This is a genomic window from Acetobacter sp. AC2005 (assembly GCF_037901235.1).
Taxonomy (GTDB): domain Bacteria; phylum Pseudomonadota; class Alphaproteobacteria; order Acetobacterales; family Acetobacteraceae; genus Acetobacter; species Acetobacter oryzoeni.
In genome coordinates this window covers 1,211,210-1,238,019 of the sequence record NZ_CP149625.1, presented here as the reverse complement: position 1 = coordinate 1,238,019, position 26,810 = coordinate 1,211,210, and the positions used below count along the sequence as shown (strand labels likewise).

General features: G+C 53.4%; 25 protein-coding genes and 1 tRNA gene. 16 read left to right on the top strand and 10 right to left on the bottom strand.

Translation table 11 applies throughout. The features are described 5' to 3' along the window. Window positions 1-26 precede the first annotated feature (26 nt). The 3 genes from QQM41_RS06025 (at window position 27) to QQM41_RS06015 (ending at window position 1,717) form a co-directional block, all read left to right on the top strand. Window positions 27-368, top strand: coding sequence for a hypothetical protein (locus tag QQM41_RS06025; RefSeq protein ID WP_003623232.1), 342 nt, complete (start codon window positions 27-29; stop codon window positions 366-368). A 55-nt stretch (window positions 369-423) separates the two neighbouring features. Then, a tRNA-Leu gene (locus QQM41_RS06020) sits at window positions 424-510 on the top strand. Between the two features lie 31 nt (window positions 511-541). Next, the gene (locus tag QQM41_RS06015) at window positions 542-1,717 is read left to right on the top strand and encodes a phosphoserine transaminase (protein WP_339077987.1); all 1,176 of its coding nucleotides are present in this window, start codon (window positions 542-544) and stop codon (window positions 1,715-1,717) included. 83 nt (window positions 1,718-1,800) lie between these two features. On the opposite strand, the gene QQM41_RS06010 is transcribed toward QQM41_RS06015, so the two are convergent. The 5 genes from QQM41_RS06010 to QQM41_RS05990 form a co-directional block, all read right to left on the bottom strand. After that, window positions 1,801-3,192 (bottom strand): NAD-dependent succinate-semialdehyde dehydrogenase, encoded by a 1,392-nt coding sequence (locus QQM41_RS06010; RefSeq protein WP_339077986.1) that lies wholly within the window; start codon window positions 3,190-3,192, stop codon window positions 1,801-1,803. Between the two features lie 39 nt (window positions 3,193-3,231). Continuing rightward, on the bottom strand, window positions 3,232-4,260 hold the full coding sequence (gene adhP / locus QQM41_RS06005; protein ID WP_050818959.1) for an alcohol dehydrogenase AdhP: 1,029 nt from the start codon (window positions 4,258-4,260) through the stop codon (window positions 3,232-3,234). Between the two features lie 75 nt (window positions 4,261-4,335). Further along, window positions 4,336-5,751 (bottom strand): NAD(P)(+) transhydrogenase (Re/Si-specific) subunit beta, encoded by a 1,416-nt coding sequence (locus tag QQM41_RS06000; RefSeq protein WP_050818960.1) that lies wholly within the window; start codon window positions 5,749-5,751, stop codon window positions 4,336-4,338. Beyond that, on the bottom strand, window positions 5,752-6,078 hold the full coding sequence (locus tag QQM41_RS05995) for an NAD(P) transhydrogenase subunit alpha (RefSeq protein ID WP_128104722.1): 327 nt from the start codon (window positions 6,076-6,078) through the stop codon (window positions 5,752-5,754). Further along, window positions 6,075-7,226 carry an NAD(P) transhydrogenase subunit alpha gene (locus QQM41_RS05990; protein ID WP_339077985.1) on the bottom strand — a complete coding sequence of 384 codons (1,152 nt, stop codon included), beginning with the start codon at window positions 7,224-7,226 and terminating at the stop codon, window positions 6,075-6,077. The genes QQM41_RS05995 and QQM41_RS05990 overlap by 4 nt, the downstream gene beginning before the upstream one ends. A gap of 402 nt (window positions 7,227-7,628) precedes the next feature. On the opposite strand from QQM41_RS05990, the gene QQM41_RS05985 reads away from it, so the two are divergent. The 7 genes from QQM41_RS05985 (at window position 7,629) to QQM41_RS05955 (ending at window position 14,202) form a co-directional block, all read left to right on the top strand. Continuing rightward, window positions 7,629-8,651, top strand: coding sequence for an aspartate-semialdehyde dehydrogenase (locus QQM41_RS05985; protein WP_087651661.1), 1,023 nt, complete (start codon window positions 7,629-7,631; stop codon window positions 8,649-8,651). Between the two features lie 136 nt (window positions 8,652-8,787). After that, window positions 8,788-9,261: a succinate dehydrogenase, cytochrome b556 subunit gene (gene sdhC, locus QQM41_RS05980; protein WP_050818963.1), complete on the top strand. Its 474-nt coding sequence runs from the start codon at window positions 8,788-8,790 to the stop codon at window positions 9,259-9,261. 1 nt (window position 9,262) lies between these two features. Further along, entirely contained in the window at window positions 9,263-9,676 is a 414-nt protein-coding gene (gene sdhD / locus QQM41_RS05975; protein WP_050818964.1) for a succinate dehydrogenase, hydrophobic membrane anchor protein, read from the top strand. A 117-nt stretch (window positions 9,677-9,793) separates the two neighbouring features. Beyond that, window positions 9,794-11,605, top strand: a complete 1,812-nt coding sequence (gene sdhA / locus QQM41_RS05970) for a succinate dehydrogenase flavoprotein subunit (RefSeq protein ID WP_050818965.1) — start codon at window positions 9,794-9,796, stop codon at window positions 11,603-11,605. A gap of 36 nt (window positions 11,606-11,641) precedes the next feature. Beyond that, the gene (locus QQM41_RS05965) at window positions 11,642-12,424 is read left to right on the top strand and encodes a succinate dehydrogenase iron-sulfur subunit (RefSeq protein WP_003624930.1); all 783 of its coding nucleotides are present in this window, start codon (window positions 11,642-11,644) and stop codon (window positions 12,422-12,424) included. Window positions 12,425-12,600: 176 nt separating this feature from the next. Continuing rightward, window positions 12,601-13,263, top strand: a complete 663-nt coding sequence (locus tag QQM41_RS05960) for a tyrosine-protein phosphatase (RefSeq protein WP_003624925.1) — start codon at window positions 12,601-12,603, stop codon at window positions 13,261-13,263. 45 nt (window positions 13,264-13,308) lie between these two features. Continuing rightward, window positions 13,309-14,202 (top strand): DMT family transporter, encoded by an 894-nt coding sequence (locus tag QQM41_RS05955; protein WP_339077984.1) that lies wholly within the window; start codon window positions 13,309-13,311, stop codon window positions 14,200-14,202. 90 nt (window positions 14,203-14,292) lie between these two features. Here the strand turns inward: QQM41_RS05955 and QQM41_RS05950 are convergent, their stop codons facing one another. The 3 genes from QQM41_RS05950 to QQM41_RS05940 all read right to left on the bottom strand — a co-directional run bounded on the left by QQM41_RS05950 (window position 14,293) and on the right by QQM41_RS05940 (window position 18,522). Next, window positions 14,293-15,516, bottom strand: coding sequence for a phosphoglycerate kinase (locus tag QQM41_RS05950; protein ID WP_339077983.1), 1,224 nt, complete (start codon window positions 15,514-15,516; stop codon window positions 14,293-14,295). After that, window positions 15,516-16,538, bottom strand: coding sequence for a type I glyceraldehyde-3-phosphate dehydrogenase (gene gap, locus QQM41_RS05945; protein WP_003624920.1), 1,023 nt, complete (start codon window positions 16,536-16,538; stop codon window positions 15,516-15,518). Before gap ends, QQM41_RS05950 begins: the two co-directional genes overlap by 1 nt. A 73-nt stretch (window positions 16,539-16,611) precedes the next feature. Then, entirely contained in the window at window positions 16,612-18,522 is a 1,911-nt protein-coding gene (locus QQM41_RS05940; RefSeq protein ID WP_339077982.1) for a transketolase-like TK C-terminal-containing protein, read from the bottom strand. Between the two features lie 157 nt (window positions 18,523-18,679). Here QQM41_RS05940 and QQM41_RS05935 point away from each other — a divergent pair, with 157 nt between their 5' ends. Then, a complete protein-coding gene (locus tag QQM41_RS05935) occupies window positions 18,680-19,156 on the top strand; it encodes a hypothetical protein (RefSeq protein WP_050818969.1) in 477 nt (158 codons plus the stop codon). A 60-nt stretch (window positions 19,157-19,216) separates the two neighbouring features. After that, the gene (hemA, locus tag QQM41_RS05930; RefSeq protein WP_050923475.1) at window positions 19,217-20,524 is read left to right on the top strand and encodes a 5-aminolevulinate synthase; all 1,308 of its coding nucleotides are present in this window, start codon (window positions 19,217-19,219) and stop codon (window positions 20,522-20,524) included. 53 nt (window positions 20,525-20,577) lie between these two features. On the opposite strand, the gene QQM41_RS05925 is transcribed toward hemA, so the two are convergent. Continuing rightward, entirely contained in the window at window positions 20,578-21,456 is an 879-nt protein-coding gene (locus QQM41_RS05925; RefSeq protein ID WP_339077981.1) for a DsbA family protein, read from the bottom strand. A 47-nt stretch (window positions 21,457-21,503) separates the two neighbouring features. On the opposite strand from QQM41_RS05925, the gene QQM41_RS05920 reads away from it, so the two are divergent. Further along, window positions 21,504-22,958, top strand: coding sequence for a gamma-glutamyltransferase (locus tag QQM41_RS05920; protein WP_050818972.1), 1,455 nt, complete (start codon window positions 21,504-21,506; stop codon window positions 22,956-22,958). Between the two features lie 259 nt (window positions 22,959-23,217). Next, window positions 23,218-24,243, top strand: a complete 1,026-nt coding sequence (recA, locus tag QQM41_RS05915; RefSeq protein WP_280114343.1) for a recombinase RecA — start codon at window positions 23,218-23,220, stop codon at window positions 24,241-24,243. Between the two features lie 8 nt (window positions 24,244-24,251). Here recA and QQM41_RS05910 read toward each other — a convergent pair whose 3' ends face one another. Next, entirely contained in the window at window positions 24,252-24,764 is a 513-nt protein-coding gene (locus QQM41_RS05910; protein ID WP_339077980.1) for a GNAT family N-acetyltransferase, read from the bottom strand. Window positions 24,765-24,833: 69 nt separating this feature from the next. Here QQM41_RS05910 and QQM41_RS05905 point away from each other — a divergent pair, with 69 nt between their 5' ends. Both QQM41_RS05905 and QQM41_RS05900 read left to right on the top strand, forming a co-directional pair. Beyond that, the gene (locus tag QQM41_RS05905; protein ID WP_087651664.1) at window positions 24,834-25,199 is read left to right on the top strand and encodes a winged helix-turn-helix domain-containing protein; all 366 of its coding nucleotides are present in this window, start codon (window positions 24,834-24,836) and stop codon (window positions 25,197-25,199) included. A gap of 66 nt (window positions 25,200-25,265) precedes the next feature. Next, window positions 25,266-26,810: a glucan biosynthesis protein G gene (locus QQM41_RS05900; protein WP_339077979.1), complete on the top strand. Its 1,545-nt coding sequence runs from the start codon at window positions 25,266-25,268 to the stop codon at window positions 26,808-26,810.

The window sequence follows — 26,810 nt, the reverse complement described above, 5'->3', positions numbered from 1 at the left end:
CGCGCTGTCAGGAAAGAAGAAAGCGCATGTCCATCCGTTTTTCTGTTGGTGTTGTCAGCCTGTGTCTGGCGGGAGGGCTACTGGCAGGGTGTGCGCCTCAGCAGGGGCATCGTATTCCGCCACAAAGCTTTGCGCCGGGCCTGACAACCGAGCCATCTGCAACGAATGACAGCCATTTGACGAATGACCCTTCTGCACCGTTGAACACACCGCTGTGCGGAACAGCTGCGCGTGAAAATATGGCGATGGGTGTGCAAAATTACCCGCAGCCACTTTCTTCTGGCAATTCTTGTGTGCAAAATGCATGCTTTGATACCCAGACAGGCACCTATATTGCCTCTGATGGTACAAAAAGAGTGTGCCGATAAAGCATGCATGCCTCTTTTCCCGGCGGCAATTTGCTGGTAGGAAAAGGGCCACGCTGCGAGAGTGACGGAATTGGTAGACGTAGTCGACTCAAAATCGACCGCCCGAAAGGGCTTAGGGGTTCGAGTCCCCTCTCTCGCACCAGATTTCTTCTCCCCCTATTCTGGCCAAGGTTATGACAGCCGCTTCCTTATCCGTTCTTCCTCGTCCGGCCAGCCGTCCCCTTAATCCATGCTTTTCTTCTGGCCCGTGCGCAAAGCGGCCGGGTTGGAATGTATCGGCGCTGGCAAATGCGTTGGTAGGGCGTTCGCATCGCTCTGCAGAAGGGCGTGCACGGCTGAAAGAAGTTATAGACCGCTCCTGCGTCATTCTGGGTGTGCCAGAAGGTTGGCGCGTAGGTATCGTGCCTGCTTCTGATACCGGTGCGGTGGAAATGGCCTTGTGGTCCATGTTGGGGGAACGCCCGGTAGATGTGCTGGCGTTTGAAAGTTTTTCAGCACTATGGGCGCAAGATATTGTTACCCAGCTTAAGCTGGAAAACACACGGGTTTTGAAAGCCGAATATGGCAGCCTGCCTGATATGACGCAGGTTGATTGGAACCACGATGTGGTGCTGGCATGGAATGGCACCACCTCTGGTGTACGTATTCCTTCAGCAGATGCCATTCCAGCGCAGCATGATGGGCTGGTGATCTGTGATGCCACTTCTGCCGCGTTCGCAATGGATTTGCCGTGGGACCGGCTGGATGTGGTGACATGGTCTTGGCAGAAAGCTTTGGGGGGTGAAGCCGCCCACGGCATGATCGCCCTTTCCCCCAAGGCTGTGCAGCGGTTGGAAAGTTTTCAGGCTCCACGTCCACTGCCTAAAATCTTCCGTATGACGAACAAGAATGGTCTGATTGAAGGTATCTTCCGGGGTGATACCATCAACACACCTTCCATGCTGTGCGTAGAAGATGCGCTGGACAGCCTGAAATGGGCTGAAGGTGCCGGTGGTTTGGAAGGGCTGAAAGCACGTAGCCAAGCCAATCTGGCAGAAGTGACCATGTGGGTGGAAAAAACGGACTGGGTAGAGTTTTTGGCCCAGAAGCGTGAAGAGCGTTCCTCAACAGCAATTTGCCTACGTATTGTTGCCCCGTGGTTCTTGGCTCTTGAGCGCGAAGAGCAGACCAAAACAGTTAAAAAGATGCTGACCATTCTGGCCGAAGAAGGCATTGGGTTTGATCTGGCCAGTTACCGTGATGCCCCTGCGGGCCTGCGTATCTGGGGTGGTGCTACGGTAGAAGCGGCAGATGTGCGTGCCCTACTGCCTTGGCTGGATTGGGCTTTTGCACAGGTTGTGCCGCAGTAATTAAAAAAATTTGCCGTTACACGGTATAAAAAAGGCGGAGGGAAATTTCCCTCCGCCTTTTTTGTTGGGTTGAAGCGCGCCTATTAGAACGGTGCGTCAATGTCCACGATATCGATCAACTTGGTGTTGACGAATTCTTTCAGGCCAAGGTCAATCAGTTCACGGCCAAAGCCAGAACGCTTCACACCACCAAACGGCAGATCAGCTTTTACCATTGTTGGGTGGTTGATGTACACCATGCCGGTGTCCATCTTGCGGGCCAGTTCAGCTGCTTTTTCTTCGTTCTGAGAGAAGATGGAACCGCCCAGGCCGTATGGGGAATCGTTAGCGATTTCCACAGCATGGTCTGCGTCTTTTGCGCGGAACAGCATGGTAACCGGGCCAAAGAATTCCCAACGGCGTGCCGGGTTGCTTTCATCCAGATCTGTCAGAATAACAGGGCGGAAGAAACAGCCTTTGTTGGGCATTTCCAGCGGAACTTCTTCTGCTTTTGCACCGTGTGCCACAGCTTCAGAAACCTGCTTTTTCAGGTCTTCCACAGCACCGCGGGAAGAAAGCGGCGGCATGGTGGTGTTGGGGTCCATCGGATCACCCATACGCAGGGCGCTCACGCCTTTGCGGTACAGTTCTACAAACTTGTCGTAAACACCGTCTTCCACAATCATGCGCTTGGCGTTAACGCACACCTGCCCGCCGTTCCAGTGGCGGCCAAAAACAGCCCATTTGGCGGCTTTTTCAATGTCTGCATCGTTCAGCACGATCAGCGCATCAGAGCCACCCAGTTCCATGATGCACTTTTTAAGTGCGCCACCGGCTGTAGCAGCAATTTTGGCACCTGCACCTTCAGAACCTGTAAGGGCAACGCCGCGTACGCGTGGGTCCTGAATAACCGTGGCAAGCTGTGCGTGGGACGGATACAGGTTGATAAAGCCACCTTCTGGCAGCCCGGCATCCAGCATCAGTTTTTCCATGGCAGCAGCACACTGCGGCACGTTGGAAGCGTGCTTCAGGATAACGGTGTTACCGGCGGAAAGCTGAGGGGAGATAATGCGGGCAACCTGATAGAACGGGAAGTTCCAAGGTTCGATCGCAACAATGATTCCCTGCGGTTCGTACACCAGTTTGGCGCGGCCTTCCTGCGGGTCTGCTACGGGCAGGTCCTGCGGCTGCAGCAGCTTTTCAGCGTTCTTGGCGTAGTATTCGAAAATAGCAGCGGACAGTTCCGTTTCTGCCTGAGCTTCAGCAAAACGCTTACCCATTTCAAGGGTCAGCAGCTTGGAATACTCATCCAGATTTTCGCGCAGCAGGTCAGCTGCTTTCTGCAGAATGCGTGCACGATCTGCGTGGGAGAAGTTTTTCCATTTCTGGAAAGCGGCATCAGCCTTGCCAACCGCTGTTTCAATTTCCGCATCTGTGGCGGTGGGGAATGTCTTCACCTGCTCTTCGGTGAAGGGATTGATTGTTGCATAAGCCATCAGAATAACCCTTCTTTTGTTTCTGAGATTAGGAGTTGCTCAGTTGCGGAAGTCCAGAACCACGCGGCCTTCCACCCGACCGTTCTTGAGCGCATCAAAAATTGCGTTGATGTTATCAATCCGATCCGTTGTGGTGACAGATGTTACCTTCCCTTCCGCAAAGAAGGAAAGAGCTTCAATCATGTCCAGCCGTGTGCCTACTATGGAACCGCGAATGGTAATGGCATTCATGACCATGTCAAAGATAGAAATTGGGAAATCACCCGGCGGCAGGCCATTTAGCACCAAAGTGCCCCCTGCCCGCACATAACCCATAGCCTGAGAAAATGCTTTGGTGGAAACAGCGGTGATCAATCCACCGTGTACGCCCCCAACTTTTTCCTGCATAAATGCTGCCGGGTCTGTATTTCTGGCATTAACGGTGTACGTTGCACCAAGCTTTTTGGCGGTTGCCAGTTTTTCATCATCAATATCTACCGCCACAACATTCAGCCCCATTGCTACGGCGTACTGCACGGCCATTTGGCCTAACCCCCCAACGCCAGAAATGGCAACCCAGTTCCCTGCGCGCGTATCTGTCATTTTCAGGCCTTTATAAACGGTCAGGCCGGCGCACAGTACGGGGGCAACTTTTACGGGATCTACGCCTTTGGGGAGATGAGCAATGTAGTTAGGGTCTGCCACCACATATTCGGCAAAGCAGCCGTTTACGGAATAGCCAGTTTCTTCCTGCTTCGGGCAAAGGGTTTCCCACCCTGCCAGGCAATGTTCGCAATGGCCGCAGGCAGAATACAGCCAGGGCACACCCACAACATCACCTTCCTTTACCCAATCTACCTCGCTGCCAACCTGCACAACCGTGCCAACACCTTCATGGCCAGGAATGAAGGGCAGATGTGGTTTTTTGGGCCAGTCTCCGCTGGCGGCATGCAAATCTGTATGACACACGCCGCAGGCAATCATTTTAACCAAAATCTGGGTAGGTTTAATGGTGGGAATGTCCAGTTCTTCAATGGTCAGTGGTTTGCCAAATTCATGAACCACAGCGGCTTTCATTTTTCCGGACATGATATGCTTCCTTTATTTTACAAACAGATATGAGAAATAAAAAAGGGCGAGGAATAAGCCTCGCCCTTGTCATGCTCAGGAGCCGCCAAGACTTTTGACAGCTTCAACCATTTTGGAAAGCACAGCCTGTGCATCTCCAAATACCATTGTGCAGTTCTTCTGGAAGAAGAGAGGGTTCTGCACGCCGGAATACCCCACGCCCGTACCACGTTTAATGACAAACACCTGATGTGCTTTGTAAGCATTCAAAATAGGCATGCCATAGATGGGGGAGGATTTATCGGTCAGGGCTTCCGGGTTCACCACATCGTTGGCGCCAATAACCAGTGCAACATCTGTTGTGGCGAAACTATCATTTATGTCATCCATGTCATAAATCATGTCATATGGTACACCAGCCTCGGCCAGTAGAACGTTCATATGCCCTGGCATACGGCCAGCAACGGGGTGGATGGCAAACTTAACATCCACACCATCGGCAACAAGAATCTTGACAAACTCGTAAAGTTTCTGCTGTGCCTGTGCCACGGCCAGCCCGTAACCGGGAATAATGATCACGCTGGATGCATAACGCATGGTAGTGGCCGCATCTGCTGGATCAACAGATTTCATTTCACCCTGCGGGCCTTTGGCGCTGCTGGTGCTATCACCAAAGTTGCTGAACAACACGTTGGTGAGTGAGCGGTTCATGGCCTTGGCCATCAGCACAGTCAGCAATGTGCCGGCAGAGCCTACAACCATACCTGCAATCATCAGGGCGGGGTTGTTCATCACATACCCTTCAAGCCCAACAGCCAACCCGGTAAATGCGTTGTAGAGCGAAATAACAACGGGCATATCGGCACCACCGATAGGCAGTGTCATGCACACACCAAACAGCAGAGCCGTCAGGAAGAACAGATCCCGCGGGAGTTCTCCCATTGGGGTGGCATACTGCATGACCGTAAGTGCGCCCAACACCAGAGCAACAAGAAACACCCCGGCATTGAAAATACGCTGACCACCAAAGCGCACCGGCTTTTTCATCCGGCCGTCCAGCTTGGCCCATGCGATAATGGAACCAGTAAGCGAAATACACCCGATAAGCGCACCCAAAACGGTAATGGTAAGGTGTAGTGGAGATGTTGGGTCATCGCTTAAAAGTTCTACAGCGGCCAAGCATGCTGCAGAACCACCGCCCATACCGTTAAAAATTGCAACCATCTGTGGCATGGCTGTCATTTGCACGGTACGGCCACGCCAGCCAGCCCATGCGCAACCCAGAACCAGAGCCAATACAGCCAGTACTACATTTACCAGAAGGTGCGGTTTGGCGGCCTCAGTTACGTTAAATAAATTTAGAAAAGTTGCTGCAATAACAAAGATCATACCGTAACCGGCTGTTACAATGCCAGATACAGCCGTAACAGGGGATGACATGGCTTTCAGCCCGTAAATAAACAGGCCGGCAGCAATAAGGCCGCTTAGGCCCACAATGTATTCAATAAACATTTATTGCTGTTCCTTTTTGGCTGGTGCCGGTTTTTGGCTGGGCCGGAACATGGCAAGCATGCGGTCTGTTACCACGTAGCCCCCCATCACGTTGCCTGCTCCTAGAAAAACCCCAATAAAACCAATAATCTGTCCGTAAATGCTGGTTGCGTTAAACAACGCATCTAGCGCACCAACAACCACAATACCGTGGATGAAGTTGGAGCCAGACATCAGGGGTGTATGCAGGATGGATGGTACGCGGCTGATCACCACATAGCCGGTAAAGGCTGCCAGCATGAAAATGTATAAAGCGATAATAAAGGTCATGGATGTTGCGGTAATCATGATACTTTCTCCGCAGGAGCGCTTTCGATAAATTGTTTGATGGCATCATTGGTTATTGCACCATCATGCGTAAGGGTGGTGCCTTTGATGACATCATCCGTAAAATCAGGTTTCAGTACGCCGTCATGCACGACCTGTTCTAAAAGGTTATAGATATTCTTGGCATAAAGCTCACTTGCCTGAGCTGCCAGGCAGGATGGCAGGTTAGTGGGACCTACCAATGTGACTGGCCCAACTTTAATAATTTCTCCGGCTTTTGTGCCTTCGCAGTTTCCGCCATTGGGTGCTCCCATATCCACCACAACAGCCCCTTCTTTCATGGCGGCCAACTGGTCTGCATCAATCAGGCGTGGTGCGTGTTTGCCGGGGACCGCTGCCGTGGTGATAATCAGATCAGCCTGCGCAATATGTTGGCTGAGTGCAGCACGCACTTTTGTTTTTTCTTCTGGTGTCAGTTCACGTGCGTACCCGCCTGCGCCCCGAGCATCTACACCCGTATCTACAAAGCGCGCACCAACGGATTCCGCTTCTTCCTTGGTTTCGGGGCGCACATCATAACCTTCGCAAACAGCGCCAAGCCGATGCGCTGTTGCCAAAGCCTGCAACCCGGCAACACCCAAACCCATTACCAACACACGCGCGGCCCGGAGTGAGCCAACGGCTGTTGTCATCATGGGCAGGATTTTCTGCATGTGTACGCAGCCCAGCAGAGGTGCGTAATACCCGGCCAAAGCCGCTTGGCTGGAAAGTGCATCCATAGCCTGTGCCCGGCTGATGCGCGGAATAAGCTCCATGGCAAATGTAGTGATCTTGCCATCCCGCAAAGCCTTTACCAGGTCAGGCTCCGTTTTGGCGTAAATGAAAGACACCAGCAGGCTGCCGGGCTTCATTTTTTTTACCGTTTCCACACTGGGCGGCTGCACAGCCAGCACAATATCAGCATCCTCCAGAAGTTTCTGCTGATCCGCTTCTGTGGTGACACCAGCTTGTGTGTATGCTGCATCCGTATAAGTGGCAGCAGCTCCCCCACCCTGTTCCAGAACCAAGGAGGCTCCAAGTTTGGCAATGCGCTGGGCCACTGATGGAATCATGGCAACCCGTCTTTCATCGGCTGCCGTTTCCTTCAGAATTGCAATTTTAAGTGTCACGGTCTGTTCCAAACTCTGTTGTAAAAGTTGGGCAAAGGTCAGAACAGGGTTTTGCATCCTGCCTGAGGCACAAAAGTTATGACACTACGGTGCGTAGGGGTGCTGCAATGATGTGCATCAAAAAATATAGTCATAGTGTTCAAGTAATTTATTGTAATTTTGTTTAAGTGGGCACACCCCTTGCTCGCGTGTCATGGGCATGAACGGTTGATCATGGCAGCGGGTTTCGATTTTGGGTGGATAGCAAGGCTTGAGGAAAGCAGGAAAAGTGGCGGGGCGTGTGCCCACCGGGGCAGCTGCCCGTGGCGGGCAATTCCATTTGGTTGCGTAATGGTCTAGGGTCTGCCGCCATCAGGCCATATATATGGCCTACATATATATACGATCAAAAGCAGGTGGATTATGGGATATCGGGTTGCTGTTGTAGGCGCGACTGGAGCCGTGGGGCGTGAAATCCTCAAAACACTGGCGGAGCGTGAATTTCCGGTTGATGAAATTGTGGCTCTGGCCTCGCCGCGTTCTGCCGGGCGGGAAGTTTCGTTCGGAGATCAGGTTCTGAAAGTAAAGAACCTTGAAACATTTGATTTCACGGGATGGGACGTTGGGCTGTTTTCCCCCGGTGGCTCCGTGTCTGCAAAATATGCACCCATTGCTGCCAAAGCAGGTTGTGTGGTGATCGACAATACCTCGCACTTCCGTATGGACCCGGATGTGCCGTTGGTGGTGCCAGAAGTAAACCCGAACGCCCTTAAGCAGATCAAGCGCAACATTATTGCCAACCCCAACTGCTCTACCATTCAGATGGTGGTGGCACTTAAGCCACTGCATGATCTGTTCACCCTCAAGCGGGTTGTGGTGTCCACCTATCAGGCCGTTTCCGGTGCAGGTAAGGATGGGATGGATGAACTGTTCGCCCAGACACGCGGCACCTTTGTGAATGACCCGCCGAAGATTGAGCAGTTCCAGAAGCAGATCGCCTTTAACTGCATTCCGCAGATCGATGTGTTTATGGATGACGGCGCGACCAAAGAAGAATGGAAGATGCGAGTCGAGACAAAGAAAATTCTCGACCCGGATGTAGATGTAATTGCCACCTGCGTGCGTGTGCCCGTGTTTATTGGTCACTCTGAATCTGTTGTGGCTGAGTTTGAGGAACCTGTTGACATCAAGCGTGCCTACGAAGCCCTGCGTGAAGCAGAAGGCGTTGTGGTGCTGGATAAGCGTGAAGATGGCGGCTACGTGACTCCGATTGACTCGGTGGGCGAAGACGCAACCTACGTTTCACGCCTTCGTGTCGATCCAACTGTTCCCAATGGTCTCGCGTTTTGGTGTGTGTCCGATAATCTGCGGAAAGGTGCGGCTTTGAACGCGGTGCAGATTGCCGAAACCATGATTGCTCTCGATCTCCTGCCCAGACACGGTTGAGTGAGAATCCCGCCCCTCTCGGCCTCGTGTTGGTCTGTTGAATTGACCGGCCAGAGGGGTGGGGCGTAGGACAAAAACGATGCAAACGCCGGATCCAGCCGGCGCTACGGGATAGAGACGGGGTACGAGGCAGACAATGCAGGATATCCGCAAGGCCCTCTATGTAGGGAGCCGAAGTGACGGCAGACTTATTCAGCGGCCCATGTCGCCGCATTTACAGGTCTACCGTTATCGCCTTTCCATGGTTCTTTCCATCATGAACCGTATTACGGGCGTTATCGCAACAGCAGGTGCAGCACTGGGTGTGTTCTGGCTTGGGGCCGCGGCCAAGGGGCCAAAGGCCTTTGCCACGGCGCGCAAGGTAACAGGCAACCCGCTTGGGCAGCTTGTGCTGCTGGGGTGGCTTGCATCCGTTGTGTACCACACGGTTGGCGGTATCCGCCATCTGATCTGGGATAGCGGTTACCGGTACGACAAAAAGGAAGTTAACAAGGATGGCCCGGTAGCCGTGGGTGTTACCGCTGGTGTCAGCACTGTTCTGGCAGCAGGCCTTCTGGCTGTTTCTATTTGTCGCAAACGCAGCCGCGCCAAAGCAGGAAAGGTATCCTGACATGAATGCTTCTGCTCCTCATATTGAAGTCATGCGCTCCCAGCTTGGGCGGGCACGCGGGCTTGGGGCCGGGCATTCCGGTGTAGGCCACTGGTGGGCCGAACGTGTAACGGCAGCTTCCCTGCTTCCACTTTCAACGTGGTTTGTGGTGCAGATGTTCCGCCTCGGCGGTGCAGATCATGCAGAAGTGGTGAAGTGGGGCAGCAAGCCCGTAAACGCAACCATGCTGATCGCCCTGATCATTTCCACTTTCTACCATGCTCAACTTGGGCTTCAGGTCATTGTGGATGATTACGTGCACGGCAAGGCGCATCTGCCTACCCGCCTGCTTGTTAAAATCGGCACCTCCCTGTTGGGGCTGCTGGGCGTAATTGCCGTTATCAAGCTGTTTGTGCGCGGCAGCACCGCCAAATAAGCCGGGCCACCGCCTTATAGAATCAAGAGCCTGTGCCGCCAGCGCCCCAAAGCCTGAAGCGCTGTGGCACGAACCTGAAAAGACTGACAGGCCGAACGCAATGGGAGCGCCGTCACGATGAACGCCAATACCTCTCCGTCACGGGGAGCTTACCGAATTGTTGATCACGCTTATGATGTTGTGGTTGTGGGAGCAGGTGGTTCGGGCCTGCGTGCAACGTTGGGAATGGGCGCCGCAGGGCTAAGCACCGCATGCGTTACCAAGGTTTTTCCAACACGTAGCCACACCGTGGCCGCACAGGGGGGCATCGGGGCTTCTCTGGGTAACATGGCCGAAGATAACTGGCGCTGGCATATGTATGACACCGTAAAGGGGTCTGACTGGCTGGGCGATCAGGACGCCATTGAATTTATGTGCCGTGAGGCCGTGCCTGCTGTGCGTGAACTGGAACACTTTGGTGTGCCGTTCTCCCGCACGGAAGATGGCAAGATCTATCAGCGCCCCTTCGGTGGGCATATGAGCGATTACGGCAAGGCGCCTGTGCCACGTGCCTGCGCTGCGGCTGACCGTACCGGCCATGCCATTCTGCACACGCTGTATCAGCAGTGCCTGAAGCACAATGTTGAATTTTTTGTCGAATATTTTGCCATCGACCTCATCATGGATGAGGAAGGTGAATGCCGCGGCGTAATGGCCTGGTGCCAGGATGATGGCACAATCCATCGTTTCAACGCCAAGATGGTTGTGCTGGCCACCGGCGGTTATGGCCGTGCGTATCAGTCCTGCACCTCTGCCCATACCTGTACGGGTGATGGTAACGGTATGGCCATGCGTGCGGGTATTCCTACGCAGGATATGGAGTTTGTGCAGTTCCACCCCACTGGCATCTATCCGGCAGGTTGCCTGCTGACAGAAGGCTGCCGTGGTGAAGGTGGTTATCTGACCAACTCCGAAGGCGAACGCTTTATGGAGCGTTATGCGCCAACAGCCAAAGATCTGGCCTCGCGTGACGTGGTTTCCCGCGCCATGACAATCGAGATCAAGGAAGGCCGTGGCTGTGGTCCGAAAAAAGACCATATCATGATGCACCTTGAGCATCTTGGGTCTGATCTTCTGCACCAGCGTCTGCCAGGTATTATTGAAACGGCACGTATTTTTGCCGGTGTGGACGTGACCAAGGAACCCGTGCCGGTTCTGCCAACCGTGCATTATAATATGGGTGGTATTCCCACCAATATTCATGGCGAAGTGGTGCGCCCAACCCCGGATAACCCGGATGCAGTTGTGCCGGGCTTGATGGCTGTGGGTGAAGCGGCTTGTGTGTCTGTGCATGGTGCTAACCGTCTGGGCACAAACTCTCTGCTGGATCTGATTGTGTTTGGTCGTGCTGCGGCCCGCCGTGCTGCAGAAGTGGTGAAGCCAACAGACTTTACCCGTCCGTTGCCTGCTGGTGCGGGTGAAGCTGCTCTGGATCGGCTGGACCGGCTGCGTTACGCCAAAGGTGGCACCAAGGTTTCTGCCCTGCGTGAGCGTTTGCAGCGCGATATGCAAACACATGCTGCTGTGTTCCGTACGCAGGAAAGCCTGCAGGAAGGCGTGGACAAAATTCGCGATATCTGGACCGGCGTGAGCGATATCTCTGTGGCAGATTCCTCTCTGATCTGGAACAGCGATCTGATGGAAGCGCTGGAGTTTGAAAACCTGCTGGCAAATGCCACTGTCACGCTGGAAAGCGGCCTTGCGCGGCATGAAAGCCGTGGGGCACACGCGCGGGATGATTATCCTAACCGTGATGACAAGGAATGGCTCAAGCATTCCGTATCGTGGCTGGATGACAAAGGCGGCGTGAAGCTGACCTACCGTCCGGTGCATATGAAGACTCTGACCGATGATGTGCAGGTCTTCCCACCCAAGAAGCGCGTTTACTGAGTTATCGGAACGAACGGGCGATAAAGGGAGGCGAACATGGTTGAACTCAGACTGCCGCGCAACAGCACGATCGGGAAAGGTAAAACCTTTCCCGCTCCAGCCGGGGCAAAAAATGTCAGAACATTCCGGATTTATCGTTGGACCCCGGATGATGACAAAAACCCGGTTATTGATAGCTACGAACTTGATCTGGATACCATCGGGCCAATGGTGCTGGATGCCATCATCCATATCAAGAACGAAATAGACCCTACACTGACATTCCGGCGCTCTTGCCGTGAAGGGATTTGTGGGTCCTGCGCCATGAACATTGATGGGGAAAACACGCTTGCGTGCCTGAAACCCATCAAGGACATCAAGGGCGATGTACGCATCTATCCGCTGCCGCATATGCCTATTGTAAAAGATCTGGTGTCTAATCTGGATGGTGCTTATGCGCAGTTGCGTTCCATCCAGCCTTGGATGCAGGCAGACAGTGCTCCTCCGCCAGATTCTGAACGGAAGCAGAGCATTGAGGAACGCGCTAAGCTGGACGGAATGTGGGAATGCATTCTGTGCTTCTGCTGCACAACGTCCTGCCCATCCTATTGGTGGAATGGTGACAAGTATCTAGGCCCAGCTGTTCTTCTGGCTGCTTATCGCTGGATTGCCGATAGCCGCGATGAACATACGGGTGACCGTCTGGATGGGTTGGAAGATACCTTTAAGCTGTATGCGTGCCGTACGATCATGAACTGCACCCAGACATGCCCGAAGGGTCTGAACCCGGCCAAGGCCATTGGGCGTATCAAGGAACTGCAACTGGAACGGAAAGTCTGATTTTTCGTCTTTCCAGTCAGTGGATTTACAAAAACCCGGTATGGCTTTGCCCTGCCGGGTTTTTTGTTGCCTGAGCGAAGATACTTCATCTTCCCTTCCTCCTGCATTGACTGCAACTGAGGAAGGTGGAACATGAAACCTGCTAGAAGACGATCTGTTTGGTAGTGAGGTTTTTCGTGTTTGACGGCCATCTTTCTTCATCATCTGGCCGTGCGCGGGCCTGGACTGACAGCCTGTTTGTAGATCATGCCATTTTCCGCCTGATGTGGACCAACTTTCACGCGGTTATTCCGGGCAAAGTATATCGGTGTAACCATCCTACCCCAGCGCGCTTGAAAAGAGCCATGGAACGGTTGGGCTTGCGTACGCTGGTGAACTTACGTGGGCATAGAAAATGTGGGTCTGATGCGCTTTCTCGCAATGCGGCGCGCGGCCTTGGTTTGCACCATGTAGATATGGCGTTTGAAAGCCGTGGTGCGCCCCATAAGGACAGAATTCTGCGTTTTGCGGATATGTACCAAAAGCTGGATTTTCCAATGTTGATGCATTGTAAATCTGGCGCAGACCGTGCTGGCTTGGCATCTGGCTTAGTTGTGCTGTTTGAAGGTGGATCTGCCCAACAGGCGCTTAAGGAACTGTCTTGGAAATACGGGCATTTCCGAAGCTCTCGCACAGGTATTCTGGATGCGTTTTTTCTGCATTATCAGGCGGAGGGAGAAGGCCGCATGCCTTTTCTTGAATGGGTGCGGAATGAATATGATGAGCACGCTTTAAAAGAAGAGTTTGTAGCCAATAAGCTGTCTTCTTTTCTGACAGATCAGGTTTTGCGGCGCGAATAAATCATGGTTCCCATGATCCTTTTTAATTGCAAGGCCTGATGCTGCATGGTGCCTCATAAACCTGTGCCTGTTCTGGCCGTTGTGGCTGTACTGCTTTCTTGGGCATGTGCGTATCCTGTTGTGCGGTTGGCACTTCCTTTTTTTGCGCCTGTTCCGTTAGCTGCTGCTCGTTATATGGTGGCTGCATGCCTTGTTGTGTGCTGGTTGTGTGTAAAGCGCCCAACATTACCGCGGTTAAAAGATATCCCACGTTTTTTGGCATGTGGCGGCATTGGCATTGCGCTTTACAATATTCTTTTCAATACGGGTGAACAGACAGTTTCTGCTGGTGCAGCCAGCCTGTTGTTGAATACAGCCCCTTTTTTAGCTGCCATTGCCGCCGTTCTGTTCTTGAACGAACGACTGACTGTGTGGGGGTGGCTAGGTTCTCTCATCAGTTTTACCGGTGTGGTGATTATTGGGAGCGGCCAACCCGGGGGCCTTGGTTTCGGCTCTGGCACCACGGTTATGCTGGCAGCAGCTTTATGCTCTGCAACATACTATCTGCTTCAACGGCCTTTGGTAACGCGCTACGGAGCGTTGGTGACCACCGCCTATATTTTGCTAATTGGCGCGGGTTTGCTTTTGCCGTGGCTTCCCAGTGCCATACATACGCATAATGGTTGGCAAGCTTGGGCATTGGTTGGGGTGCTGGGGGTGTTCCCGTCCATTTTGGGGTATGGCGCTTGGGCGCATGTGGTCGGGCAGGTGGGTGTCGCCCGTTCTTCTGGCTTGCTGTATTTGCTTTCTCCCACAACACTTCTGCTGGCATTTGTGTTGGTGAGAGAAGTGCCAAATCTGCGCACCCTTATTGGTGGGTGTATTGTTATGGCTGGTGTTGGGTTGATGCAAATGTATGGGCACCCACGCCCGCAGTTGAAAGCTGAAGGCGCAGCATAAAAAAAACCACTCCAGACACAAAATCTGAAGTGGTTTTGCAAGACTGGATTTTAGAACAAATGGGTATTCTAAAACCCTATAAACTCTCGCTTAGATCGGCAGAGTTTTTTCCAGTGTCGTGCTGATAGCGGTCAAGCCGGGAAGTACTTTCCCTTCCAGCCATTCCAGAAAAGCCCCACCTGCGGTGGATACATAAGACATCTTATGCAGCACACCGGCATGACGGAGGGCGGAAACAGTATCCCCGCCGCCAGCTACGGTTTTCAGTTTGCCTTCCTGCGTGAGCTGGGCAGCAGCCTGAGCAACAGCATTGGTGCCTTCATCAAACGGTGGCAGTTCAAACACGCCCAAAGGCCCGTTCCAGACCAGCGTTTTCAAACCAGCAAGTTTGCTTTGCAGCAGCTTTACGGTTTCTGGGCCAACGTCCAGCGCCATCCAGCCATCAGGAATAGCCGTTACAGACACAACCTGTGTGGGTGCTCCTGCAATAAAGTCTTCCGAAATCACAACATCTACCGGAAGGATCAGATCGCAGTTTTTGGCTTTGGCCTGTTCCATAATCGTGCGTGCTGTATCCAGCATGTCTTTTTCGATCAGGGATTTGCCAACCTGCAGGCCCTTGGCTGCCAGAAACGTGTTGGCCATGGCGCCACCAATAGCCAGCATGTCCACCTTTGCCAGCATGTTTTCAAGCAGCTGAAGTTTGGTGGAAATTTTTGCGCCGCCCACAATAGCCCCAACAGGCCGCTCCGGGTTTTCCAGCGCAGCATAAAGGGCTTCCAGCTCTGCCTGCATCAATCGGCCACCATAAGATGGCAGATGGGCTGCAACGCCAGCGGTAGAAGCATGGGCACGATGCGCGGCAGAAAAGGCATCGTTCACATACACATCGCCAAGGCTGGCGAGGGCTGCGGACAAACCTGCATCGTTCTTTTCTTCACCCGGCTGAAAGCGTGTGTTTTCCAGCAGCAGGATGTCTCCATCCTGCATGGAGCGCGCAGCGGCTTCGGCATCCGGGCCAATGCAATCATGCGCAAAGCTGACAGGCCGCCCCAAAGCTGTGGCCAAAGCCGTAGCAATGGGCTGGAGCGACATATCCGGCACCACTTTGCCTTTTGGCCGGTCAAAATGGCTGAGCAGGATAACCCGGCCACCTTTTTCCGCCAGTTCGCGAATGGTGGGCACAACACGTTCAATACGTGTTTCGTCTGTAACCTTCCCGTCCTTCATGGGTACGTTCAGGTCTACACGCAGCAGAATACGTTTGCCCTTGGGGTCAAGCGTATCCAGCGTGCTGAAAGGAAGTTCTGCCATTACAGGCTTCCGAACAGAGCTGCTGTATCAGACATGCGGTTGGAGAAGCCCCATTCGTTATCGTACCAAGAGCAGACACGAACAAGTTTGCCGCCATCTACCAATGCTGTCTGTGTGGCATCGAATGTTGAAGATGCCAGTGCATGGTTGAAATCAGAACTGACGAGCGGTGCATCAGAATACGCCAGAGCGTTTTTCATCTTGCCGGAGTCGACAACAGCTTTGATGGCGTTGTTAACGTCTTCAACTGAAGCTGGTGCGTTTTTGGGCACAAAGTCCAGAGAAACGATGGAAACATTGGCGGTAGGAACACGAATGGCTGTACCATCCAGCTTACCTTTAAGCTGCGGCAGAACCAGACCAACAGCGCGGGCTGCGCCAGTGGAGGTCGGGATCATGTTCAGGCCAGCAGCGCGGGCGCGGCGCAGATCCTTGTGCAGTGTGTCTACCGTGCGCTGATCGCCTGTGTAGGAATGAATGGTGACCATGTAGCCACGTTCAATCCCGAACGCATCTTCCAGCACCTTGGCCATTGGGGCCAGGCAGTTGGTGGTGCAGGATGCGTTGGAAATCACGGTCATGTCCGGTGTCAGCACATCCTGGTTCACACCGTAAACAATGGTGGCATCCACATCTGTAGCTGGTGCGGAAATAATCACCTTACGTGCGCCAGCTGTAAGCAGTGGCTGCGCTTTTTCCTTGGAGGTAAACAGGCCTGTGCATTCCATGGCCACATCAACGCCCTGAAAGGGAACCTTGGAGGGATCACGTTCCGCAGAAACGGTAATCGGGTCCCATGTGCGGCCATTGGCAGTGACAATAATTTTGTTGCCATCTACTCGGATATCGGCAGGCAGGCGACCATGTACGCTGTCATAGCTTAACAGATGGGCATTGGCTTCTACGCTGCCCAGATCATTGATAGCTACCGGCACAACATCGGTGCGGCCGCTTTCAATAATGCCGCGCAGCACAAGGCGGCCGATGCGTCCGAAGCCATTGATAGCGATTTTGACTGCCATGGTTTTCTTTCTCCGTTCTGTCGTTCTGTGATCTTGTACGATCTTCTTATTGTTACAACGGCTCCCGCTCTAGCTAACGGGAGGTAGGTGATGGCGCCTGAAGAAACCTTTCTTCTATGGCGCCGGATGCACGCAAGTGTTTTAGAACCCGCGCACAAATCGCTCCGGCAGTAATGCCAAAACGTTCATACACCGCGTTGGCAGGTGCGGATACGCCAAAATCATCCATACCAACGAAAAATCCTTGGCTACCCAACCAGCGTTCCCACCCAAAGCCCGAAGCTGCCTCAATACCCACACGCAGTGTGCCTGTGCCCAGAATGGCAGTTTTGTAAGCTTCCGGCTGGTTAGAAAACACTTCCCAACAGGGAATGGAAACAACAGCGGCCTGTATGCCGTGTTGCCGCAAAAGCTGTTCTGTTTCCAAAGCAATACTCACCTCTGGGCCAGATGCCATAAGGGTAACCTGCCGTGTGGCGCTGCCATGCAGCATGTAGCCCCCACGGGCAGCAGAACCTTGCATGGGCACAGCATGGGAATGTTCGGGCGGGTTGGGGCAGAGCATGATAACTGCCGGGCCAGATTGCCAGCGGATGGCGGCTTTCCAACAGGCAAAAGCTTCCTGTGCATTTGCTGGGCGAAAAACGGCCAGATGGGGCATGGCGCGCAGGCTGGCAAGTTGTTCTACAGGTTGCCAGCTTGCACCATCGTGGCTGAGGGCCAGTCCATCATCTGTTAAAAGATAGATAATTTTTTGGCGCATCAGGGCGGCCATACGTAACGCTGCACGCATCCGGTCCACTGTAATCATGCTGGCTATACCACAGGGCAAAATGCCGCCATGCAAGGCCATACCATTTAACATTCCGGCCATGCCATGTTCCTGAATATTGCACGGCCAGTCTGGTTGGATATGCGCAGCAGCAGTGGTTCGTGGCAATGCAGATGTTGCGGTTAGAACCGTCAGTTCTGGCAAAAGGGCAGAAAGCGTATGCAGGCTGGTAATGGCAGCTTGCTGGGTAGAAGCCTGATGTGTGGGCTGCATGGCGCGGCGGTACAGTCGGCTCCAGTCCTCCATGAGCAAGCTGGGCAAGGTATTGGTTGTTTCACGCTCAAAAGCCGTACGTTGGCGGTGTCTGGCCAGCCGCTTTAGCCATGAACGGTATGCAGTGGCGCCGCGTCGGGCCGTTGGGCTCCACGGGCCTGTCAGTTCCTCTTCTGGGGAGAGGTATGGTTGAGGGCGAAAAGTTTGTGGGCTTTCAGGCGGCATGCAGGCAATAAGCGTTGGTTTTTTAGCCCGTAATGTGGCTGCCAGAGCGCCGTTAATGGCGCTTAATTGTGATGCATCTACTTTGCGGATGCTCCATCCGGATGCGCTAAAGCGCGCCAGAGAGTTTGAGAACTCGGTTCTATCTGCTCCGGGCGTGGGACTGACGAGAACAGCAAGCTGAGTCAGGCCAAAACGCCCGGCAAGCTGAGCAGCTTCCATGGCAACGCCAGTGGCCAAATCTCCATCACGTGCCAGCACCCATGTGCGATGGTTTACTAATGAACGCCCATAGCGCTTTGCCAGCAGGTGTTCTGCAAGTGCCATACCAGCTGCAGCCGCAATGCCTTGGCCAGCAGGGCCGGGGGCAGTTTCTACACCCGGATGCATGCCATATTCTAAAGGGGACTCGGAAAACCCATAAGTGCCGCTGAGGTGCAGCATGGCCTGTAATAAGGGGTGCAGGGTGGCGGAAGGGACAACAAACCTGTCCCGATCAGGCCAATCTGGGTGTGCAGGATCAAAGCGCAACACGCGGCACCATAGCGCTGTAACAGGCAGGCAAAGTGTTTGCAGCAACGCCAGATGCGCAGAATTTCTGGCTTTACCAAGCATTAAACGGGCTGCTGCATATAGGCGCAGCACAACGCTATCCTGCGCAGGTAAGGTTGCAGCAGAAGGGGCGAATGAATGCTCTGTGAGTGTGGCCTGTGCCATTGAAAAGAGAGTGTGGAACGAATTTTTGCTGCTGAAAAGGGTACGAAAAGGCCCAAAGGGCTTGCACCGGGTGCAGGAGAGCGCGAAAGAAACAGAAATGGCTCTGTGAAGCCATGTTGAATTGCCATTACACGTTCTGGTGGAGAACTGTCCTGTTATGCTGCCCGTTTCCCGAGTGATAGAAAAAGGGTCTTTTCTCCGTGTTGTTGTTGCGGGGTGCGTGCTGGTTGGCATGACAGGCTGCAAGCTGGTTGATCAAAAAACCTTCAACCCGAACGCAGGTGTGGCACCCAAGCCGTATATTCCGCCGCCGCCGCCGGGCCCGCCGCCTGTGCCGCCGTTGATTGAACTGGCAGCAGGCACCCCTGCATCACAGTGGGAAGGACCGGTTGATCAGATCACGCGTCTTGCCCTTAGCCGCAAACCCGATGTTCTGTTTGTTGTCAGATGTCTGGTGCCGCCACAGGCCAATGCAGATGCGGAACAATCTTCCCTGATGAACTTGGTGCAGGGTGATGGCCGGGCTGTGTTGCAGGAAATCATTAACGCCGGAGCATCGGAAGCGCAGGTGGAAATGTCCGCTATGCCGGATTCTTCCGTGACGAAACCGGTTGTGCGGGTGTATGTGCGGTAAAGCAGCATTATATACACAAACGTGTGAACACACAGGCCAGACGGCCGATGGGTACGCGCCATGCCCCGACCGTTTCTGACGAGAAGCGAGGAGAAAGTTAGCGTGGGAGCGATAAAAAACGCCCGCCATCCTTTTTATGATCACTGCCATCAGGCGCTGGATCAGATCAAACATCAGGGGCGTTACAGAACCTTTACGCCATTGGCCCGTCAGGCAGAGCGTTTTCCTTTGTATGAAGAGGCTGTGCGTGACCTGCCGCAAGGGCGCGAAGTTATTGTATGGTCAACCAATGACTATCTGGGTATGGGCGTTGTGCCGGAGGTGCAGGACGCTGCTATCGCCGCCATTCGGGAACATGGCGCAGGCGCAGGTGGTACGCGTAATATTGCAGGCACAAGCCCGCTGCATACCCAGTTGGAGGCAGAACTGGCTTCCTTGCACGGTAAGGAAGCTGGGCTACTGTTTATTTCTGGCTACGTTTCCAACCAGGCTAGCTTGCAAACTATTCTGACATCCATGCCAGGATGGATCTGTTTTTCAGACCGGCTGAATCATGCATCCATGATTGCAGGCATCAAGGGTGCACGTGGGTCTCAGACAGTCATTTACGAACATAATGACCTGAAAGATCTGGAAGAAAAACTGGCAGCAGCGCCAAAAGATGCTCCCAAGCTGATTGCGTTTGAGAGCGTTTATTCCATGGACGGTGATATTTCCGATATTGCCGGAACCTGTGCGCTTGCCCGTAAATACAACGCCTTGACCTATCTGGATGAAGTGCATGCCGTGGGCCTGTACGGTCAGGAAGGCGGCGGTGTTTCCCAGCGCGATGGTGTGGCCGATCAGGTTGATATTATCGAAGGTACACTGGCCAAAGGCTTTGGCGTGCATGGCGGTTACATTACGGCTTCTGCTGAAATTGTAGATTTCCTGCGCTCTACAGCTTCTGGCTTTATCTTCACCACAGCTCTGCCGCCACCGGTTGTGGCCGGAGCACTTGCCAGTGTGCGCAAGGTACGTGCGGAAAACTGGCGGCGCGAATCCATTTTTGAGCGCGTGAACACGTTCCGCCACCGCCTGCGGGCTGCCGGTGTGCCATTTACCATGACACCCAGCCATATTGTGCCCATTCCCATTGGAGATGCAGAGCGTTGCAAACGTATTTGCCGCCGCTTGCTGACCGAATATGGGCACTACGCAACACCCATCAATTATCCGACCGTACCGCAGGGTACGGAGCGCCTGCGCCTTACGCCGGGGCCGTTCCACACAGATGAGATGATGGATGATCTGATTAACGCGCTGGGTGTGTTGCTGCGTGAAGAAGGCATTATGCCAGCACGTCAGGCAGCCTGTTCGGCCGCGTAAGAAAAACCATTACGGCGGGGAGGGCGAAAGCCTACACCCGCCGTAATAGAGGGTTAGTGGTTGCTTTTCAGCTTATCCACGGCAGCTTTAAGTTCAGATAAAGAAACCGCACCGGGGATAATAGCCTGATCCCCAATAATGAAGGTGGGTGTTCCTTCCAGATTGATGGAGCGGGCCAAGGCAACATTTTTTGCCAGTGCTGTGGTGACGGCTGAGCTTTTCATATCCTTCACCAACTTGTCTGTATCCAGCCCTGCCTGACGTGCTGCATTCCGGATTCGATCCATCCCCGGGGCAGAAGAATCCGCCATCAGGATTTTCTGGAACGGAATGTATTTGCCCTGCATGCCAGCGGCCATAATGGCTTGTGCATCTAATGTACTGTTTGGCCCCAGAACAGGAATAACCTTTTCCACCAGTCTCAGGTCTGGTTCTGCGGCAACAAGTGCATCCAGATCATCCAGCACCTTGCGGCAGTAAGGGCAGCGCGGGTCATAAAACTCCACTACATTCAGGGTGCCTTGTGGGTTCCCCAACACTACATCAGTAGAGCTTCCACCAAAAAGCGGTTTGTTGCGGCGAACCAGATCGAGCGCAGAGGCATTTTTCTGCGCCGCGGCTTGGTTTTGCAGGGAGGCAATCGCATCCGACAGAATGGAGGGGTCGGTTTTCAGGGCGTTGCGCATGATGTTTACAATTTCGGCACGCTGGGCAGGTGTAAAGCTGCTATCTGCTGCACGTAATGGCGCGGAGTCCGCACAAAACAGGGCGGCGGCCAGTGCGCCAGCACCCGCTGTAAGGCGGAAGAAAGATTTCAGATTCTGCATGGTGTCCTTGTCCATAAACTGGAATGGTATGGCACGTGCGGTCATTACGGCAAGGTTGGGCTGTTGCTGCCCGCCGTAAAGCAGGTTAATCCAGACAGATACCATCCAGACGACTGCCCGCCGGACGGGCCCAGTAGTGGAGAAAGCAAGGCGTGGCCGCCCGTTCTATTATCCCCCGTTTTACGCGGTTTAAAACCGTGCTTTCTGGTTCTCGCAAGCGTGCGGGGGCTTTGGCTCTTGCTCTTACCTCTGTTCTGCCGGCCTGTAGTTCTGGCAGCCATATCGCACAGCCTGTGGAAACCGGGTTTGTGGGAGAGGTTGTGGCGGATGAACCGCAGGCCGTTTTGGTGGGGCGCGATGTTCTGGCTAAAGGGGGCAATGCGGCAGATGCTGCGGCCGCCCTTGGGCTGGCTCTTTCTGTCACGCTGCCTTCCCGCGCATCTTTGGGCGGCGGTGGTGCCTGTCTGGCATGGAAGCCGGGTGATAGTGCGGGGCAAGCTTTTGTGTTTTTGCCCAGAGCTGGGTTGAATGATGCCGGGGCAGATCGCCCTGCCTCTGTGCCCATGCTGGCCCGTGGCCTGTATTTGATGCAGCTGCGCTACGGCAGTGTAGACTTTGCTGATCTGCTGTTGCCTGCCCGTAATCTGGCATCCCGCGGGGTGCCGGTAGGCGGGCTGTTGGCATCTGACCTTGCTGCTGTTCAGGCTCCCTTGCTGGCAGATGAAAGAACCCGCGCCATTTTTGGTAATGCCAACGGTAATGTGCTGGTGGCGGATGACGTAATGGTGCAAACGCGTCTGGCTGGTGCACTGGAGCGGATGCGCATTGCTGGTGTGGGCGATCTTTATGCTGGTGCGCTGGGCCAGACATTTGCAGATGCTGCGCGCGCTGCTGGCGCCGGGCTGACAACGTTGGATTTGCGCGCGGCTGTTCCCGTGGCAGCCCAGCCGCTTACAGCACGTGTTGATGGTGTTGATATCAGTTTTCTGCCACCGCCTGCAGATGGTGGGTTTGGCATGGCTGCCGCGTACCTTTCTAATGTGGGGCAGAATGGTGGCCGTGTAAGGGCTGAAACGGCTGTATCTGGTTGGCGTGCCCGGCAGGGCGCAAAAGGGGCGGCCACCAGTATTGCAGATGCACAGGCTCTTCTGAACTCTGGCCATATTCCTGCTGGGTCTGTTTTGCCAGCCTTGCCTGCTTCTACATCTTTTGTGGTGACGGATAGGCAGGGAGAATCCGTTGGCTGCGCATTCACCATGAACAATCTGTTTGGTACGGGGCGTATTGCTGGTTCTACAGGCATTATGCTGGGGGCTTCACCGGTGCGGAAACCTCTGCCGCTTCTACCTGTTGCTATTGCGCATCGTGGCAACCAGTTTCAGGCTGCGGCCACGGCATCTGGGCAAAATGTCGCGGCAGATACGGCCGCGGTTGCGTTGCAGGCTGCAATAGCGGGTAGTCGGCCACAGGTTACCAACGGTGTAGGTCGTGCCAATTTTGTGTCCTGCCCTGCCGGTTTGCCGGGTGATGGCAGCAAATGCTTTGGTTGGACTGACCCCAGAGGGTTTGGGTTGGCTCTTTCTTCCGATCATGGAAAAAAGAGCTGATAATTTTCAGAATCTTAAAAGATGGCAGCTTAATCTCATGCTGTCATCTTGAAAAGTTGCCAATTTGTTCTTAATAGAACAGTTAGAGATCGCAACATTAACAAAAAGTTTCCATAAAGCGGTTCCCGGTACATTCGTTGCTGCCGCAGGGGCTTTATGGCAGGAATTAAACGCATAATCTTTCGTGCATGGTGCGTTATGCACATTCAGGGGCCTTACAACATCTGGCAGTCCGGCCCACAGGAAGGGAATGGTAAAAATGGATAAGGCAAAGGCTCTCGAAGGCGCGCTAGGACAGATTGAACGTGCTTTTGGCAAAGGTTCTGTCATGCGTTTGGGGCAGCGGCCCAAAGTAGAGGCAGATGTTATTCCTACGGGTTCCCTTGGGTTGGATATTGCGCTCGGAATTGGTGGGTTGCCCCGTGGGCGTGTGGTAGAAATTTACGGGCCAGAAAGCTCTGGTAAAACCACGCTTGCACTGCATGCCATTGCAGAAGCGCAAAAACGTGGCGGAACATGTGCCTTTATTGATGCCGAGCATGCGTTAGACCCCGGTTATGCAAAAAAACTGGGCGTGGACGTAGATAACCTGCTGATCAGCCAGCCAGATGCCGGTGAACAGGCGCTGGAAATTGCAGATACACTTGTAAGATCCGGCGCTATTGATGTTCTGGTTGTGGATAGTGTTGCCGCATTGGTGCCGCGTGCAGAACTGGAAGGGGATATGGGCGATAGCCATGTTGGCCTTCATGCACGTTTGATGAGCCAGGCGCTGCGTAAGCTGACGGGCACGGTGGCGCGTTCCAATACCCTGATGATCTTCCTGAACCAGATTCGTCTAAAAATTGGGGTGATGTTTGGGAACCCGGAAACAACCACGGGTGGTAACGCCCTGAAGTTCTATTCCTCTGTGCGTATGGATATTCGCCGCATCGGGTCAATCAAGGACAAGGATGAGGTTACGGGTAACCAGACGCGCGTAAAGGTTGTCAAAAACAAAATGGCGCCGCCTTTCCGTCAGGTGGAATTCGATATCATGTACGGTGAAGGTATCAGCAAGGTGGGTGAACTGATCGACCTTGGTGTAAAAGCCGGTGTTGTTGAAAAATCCGGGGCTTGGTTCTCATACGATAGTCAGCGCATTGGGCAGGGGCGTGAAAACGCCAAGCAGTTCCTGCGTGATCATCCAGAAATGGCCGCTGATATTGAACGCCGTGTGCGTGAACATGCCGGTGTTGTTGCCGAGGCTATGATGGTGGCGCCAGAACACCATGAAGGCGACTGAACTTTCTTCTAGTCTATAGGGCGTTGAAGCAGGCGGGCTTGTGCATCATAAGATGCCAGCACCGCCTGTTCTGCTTTATGGGTTGGGGCATCTGTAAAGCCTGCTTTTTGCCAAAAGCTAATGGCGTGGCAGGTGGATGTAAGTAAAAGAATATGCAGATTATGCCTGCGCGCAGCATCCTCCGCCAGTAATAAGGCTTGTTGTGCAAATCCTTGCCCTCTAACTGCGGGGGAAAGAGCAAGATCATGAATATACCAACTGTCTGCTTTATCAGGCAGGGTATGTAGTAATGTATTTAATGGCGGGGAAATAAGGCCTTGCCATGGGTGGCTTATAAGATAGCCAAGCACTTCTTTATCTCGCACAAGAGAAAAGCAGCCATCGGGTGCAAGTTTCAGGCGTTCTTCAAAAACGGCCCAATCTTCCATGTAATCAGGGTGAATGCAGGCAGTTAATGTCATAACACCGGTAAGATCATCTGGTGTCATGGAACGCCAAGTGGTATCTGCGCTGTGAGTCATATAGAATTTCCGTTTTTTCCTTATACAGTTATTCAACTCAAAGGCTGATAACTGGAAAAGTGGGTAGGCATGACGGCACGAGTAAAACTGACATTGCGGCTGGATGCAGATGGCAAACCTGCGCTGGGGCACGGCAAGATACATCTTCTGGAAAAGTTGGAAGAAACAGGTTCCATTTCAGCGGCAGGGCGTGCCATGGGTATGTCTTACCGCCGGACATGGTTGTTGGTAGATAATCTGAACCAGCTTTTTAAGGAACCTTTGGTTATTACGCGGCCCGGTGGTGGTGGTGGGGCTTTTCTTACCCCTACAGGTAAAACTGTTGTCACATTGTACCGTCAGATTGAAGAGAAGGCTGCACAGGCAGCGCGTTCCGATATAACGGAACTGGAAAATTTATTGTCTGCGTGCCCACAAAAAACCTCACCAGAATGAGATGGGTCTATTCAGAACAATGAAAAAACCATCCCATAAAATTTAGCAAAAGAGCGGGAGACAGACGTGTCAGCAAATGTGCAGCGACGTGATGTAATCAAGGCAGGGGCAGGTGCCACCCTGGCTTCGCTGGTAGGAGGTGCCATTGGGCGGGCTCATGCCGAAGGGCTGGCAAATGCCACGGGTGCATTTGATGATAACACAGTTGCGCAGATTGCTCGCAGGTTGGCCAACGGGGCTTACAAGGCACCAGATCAGACCCTGCCAAAGGCGCTTTCAAATCTGAATTTTGATCAGTTCCGCAGTATTGCCTACCGTGCAGACCGCGCTTTATGGGCTGGTGATAATTTGGGCTTTGATGTGGAGTTTTATCCGCGTGGTTTTTTATACAAACCGCGGATTGAAATTTACGAAGTGCAAAATGGGCAGGCGGCGCCGGTTCCTTACTCGCCAGATTTGTTTACGTATGCAGATTCTTCTTTGCGGGTGGATGATAATCTGGGTTTTGCAGGCTTGCGCTTACGTGCCCCTATTAACATCCCTGGCGTGATGGAAGAGTTCTGTGTTTTCCTTGGTGCGTCATATTTCCGTGCAGTAGGGAAAGACCAGATTTACGGGCTTTCTGCACGTGGTTTTGCTGATGGCACGGGGGACCCTAAAGGGGAGGAGTTTGCTCTTTTCCGTGCGTTCTGGTTGGAAAAACCTGAGCCTGGTGTGCAATCTGTTGTTATTCATGCACTGTTGGATAGTCCGTCTCTTACAGGGGCTTTTCGTTTTACCATCCGCCCGGGTGAAAGTACGGTGTTTGATGTGCAGTCCACATTATTTCCACGTACCAAAATAGAACAATCTGGCATCGCGCCACTTACGGGCATGTTCTATTTTGATGGGAACGATCGCAACCACATTGATGATTGGCGCCCCGCTGCACATGATAGCGAAGCCCTGCAAATGTGGACAGGTGCAGACCAACAGCTGTATCGCCCATTGCGTAATCCGCTTGATCTCCAGTTTTCAACATTTTCCGATACTTCTCCGCGCGGTTTCGGGTTGATGCAGCGCCGGCGTTCTTTTCATGATTATGAAGATCTGGCCTTGCATTATGAAAAGCGCCCTTCCTTGTGGATTGAGCCTATTGGAGATTGGGGTTCCGGTTGGGTAGATCTGGTTGAAATTCCTACACCAAATGAAGTGAACGATAATATTGTTGCCTTCTGGCGGCCAAAGGAACCTTTGCAGGCTGGCAAGGAATACAGCTTTACCTACCGTATGTACTGGGGGTGGGATGCACCTTTCCCCACGCCACTGGCGCGTATTGGTGCCACACGTGTTGGCGCTGTAGTGGATGATAAAACTGCCCGCTTTTTTGCCATAGATTTTGTGGGTGCACCTTTTGAGCATCTGCCAAAGGACACGCATTTTCATGTTTCACCTCAGGCATCTGCGGGTACAATTCGCAACGTTGTTGTAGAGCCAAACCCGGAAATCAACGGGTGGCGCACGACATTTGAGTTTGTGCCGGGTGATGCCAAGGTGGCAGATCTAAGCTGCGCGCTGGAAACAGATGCCGGGCCAGTATCTGAACAGTGGCTGTACCGATGGACGCCGTAA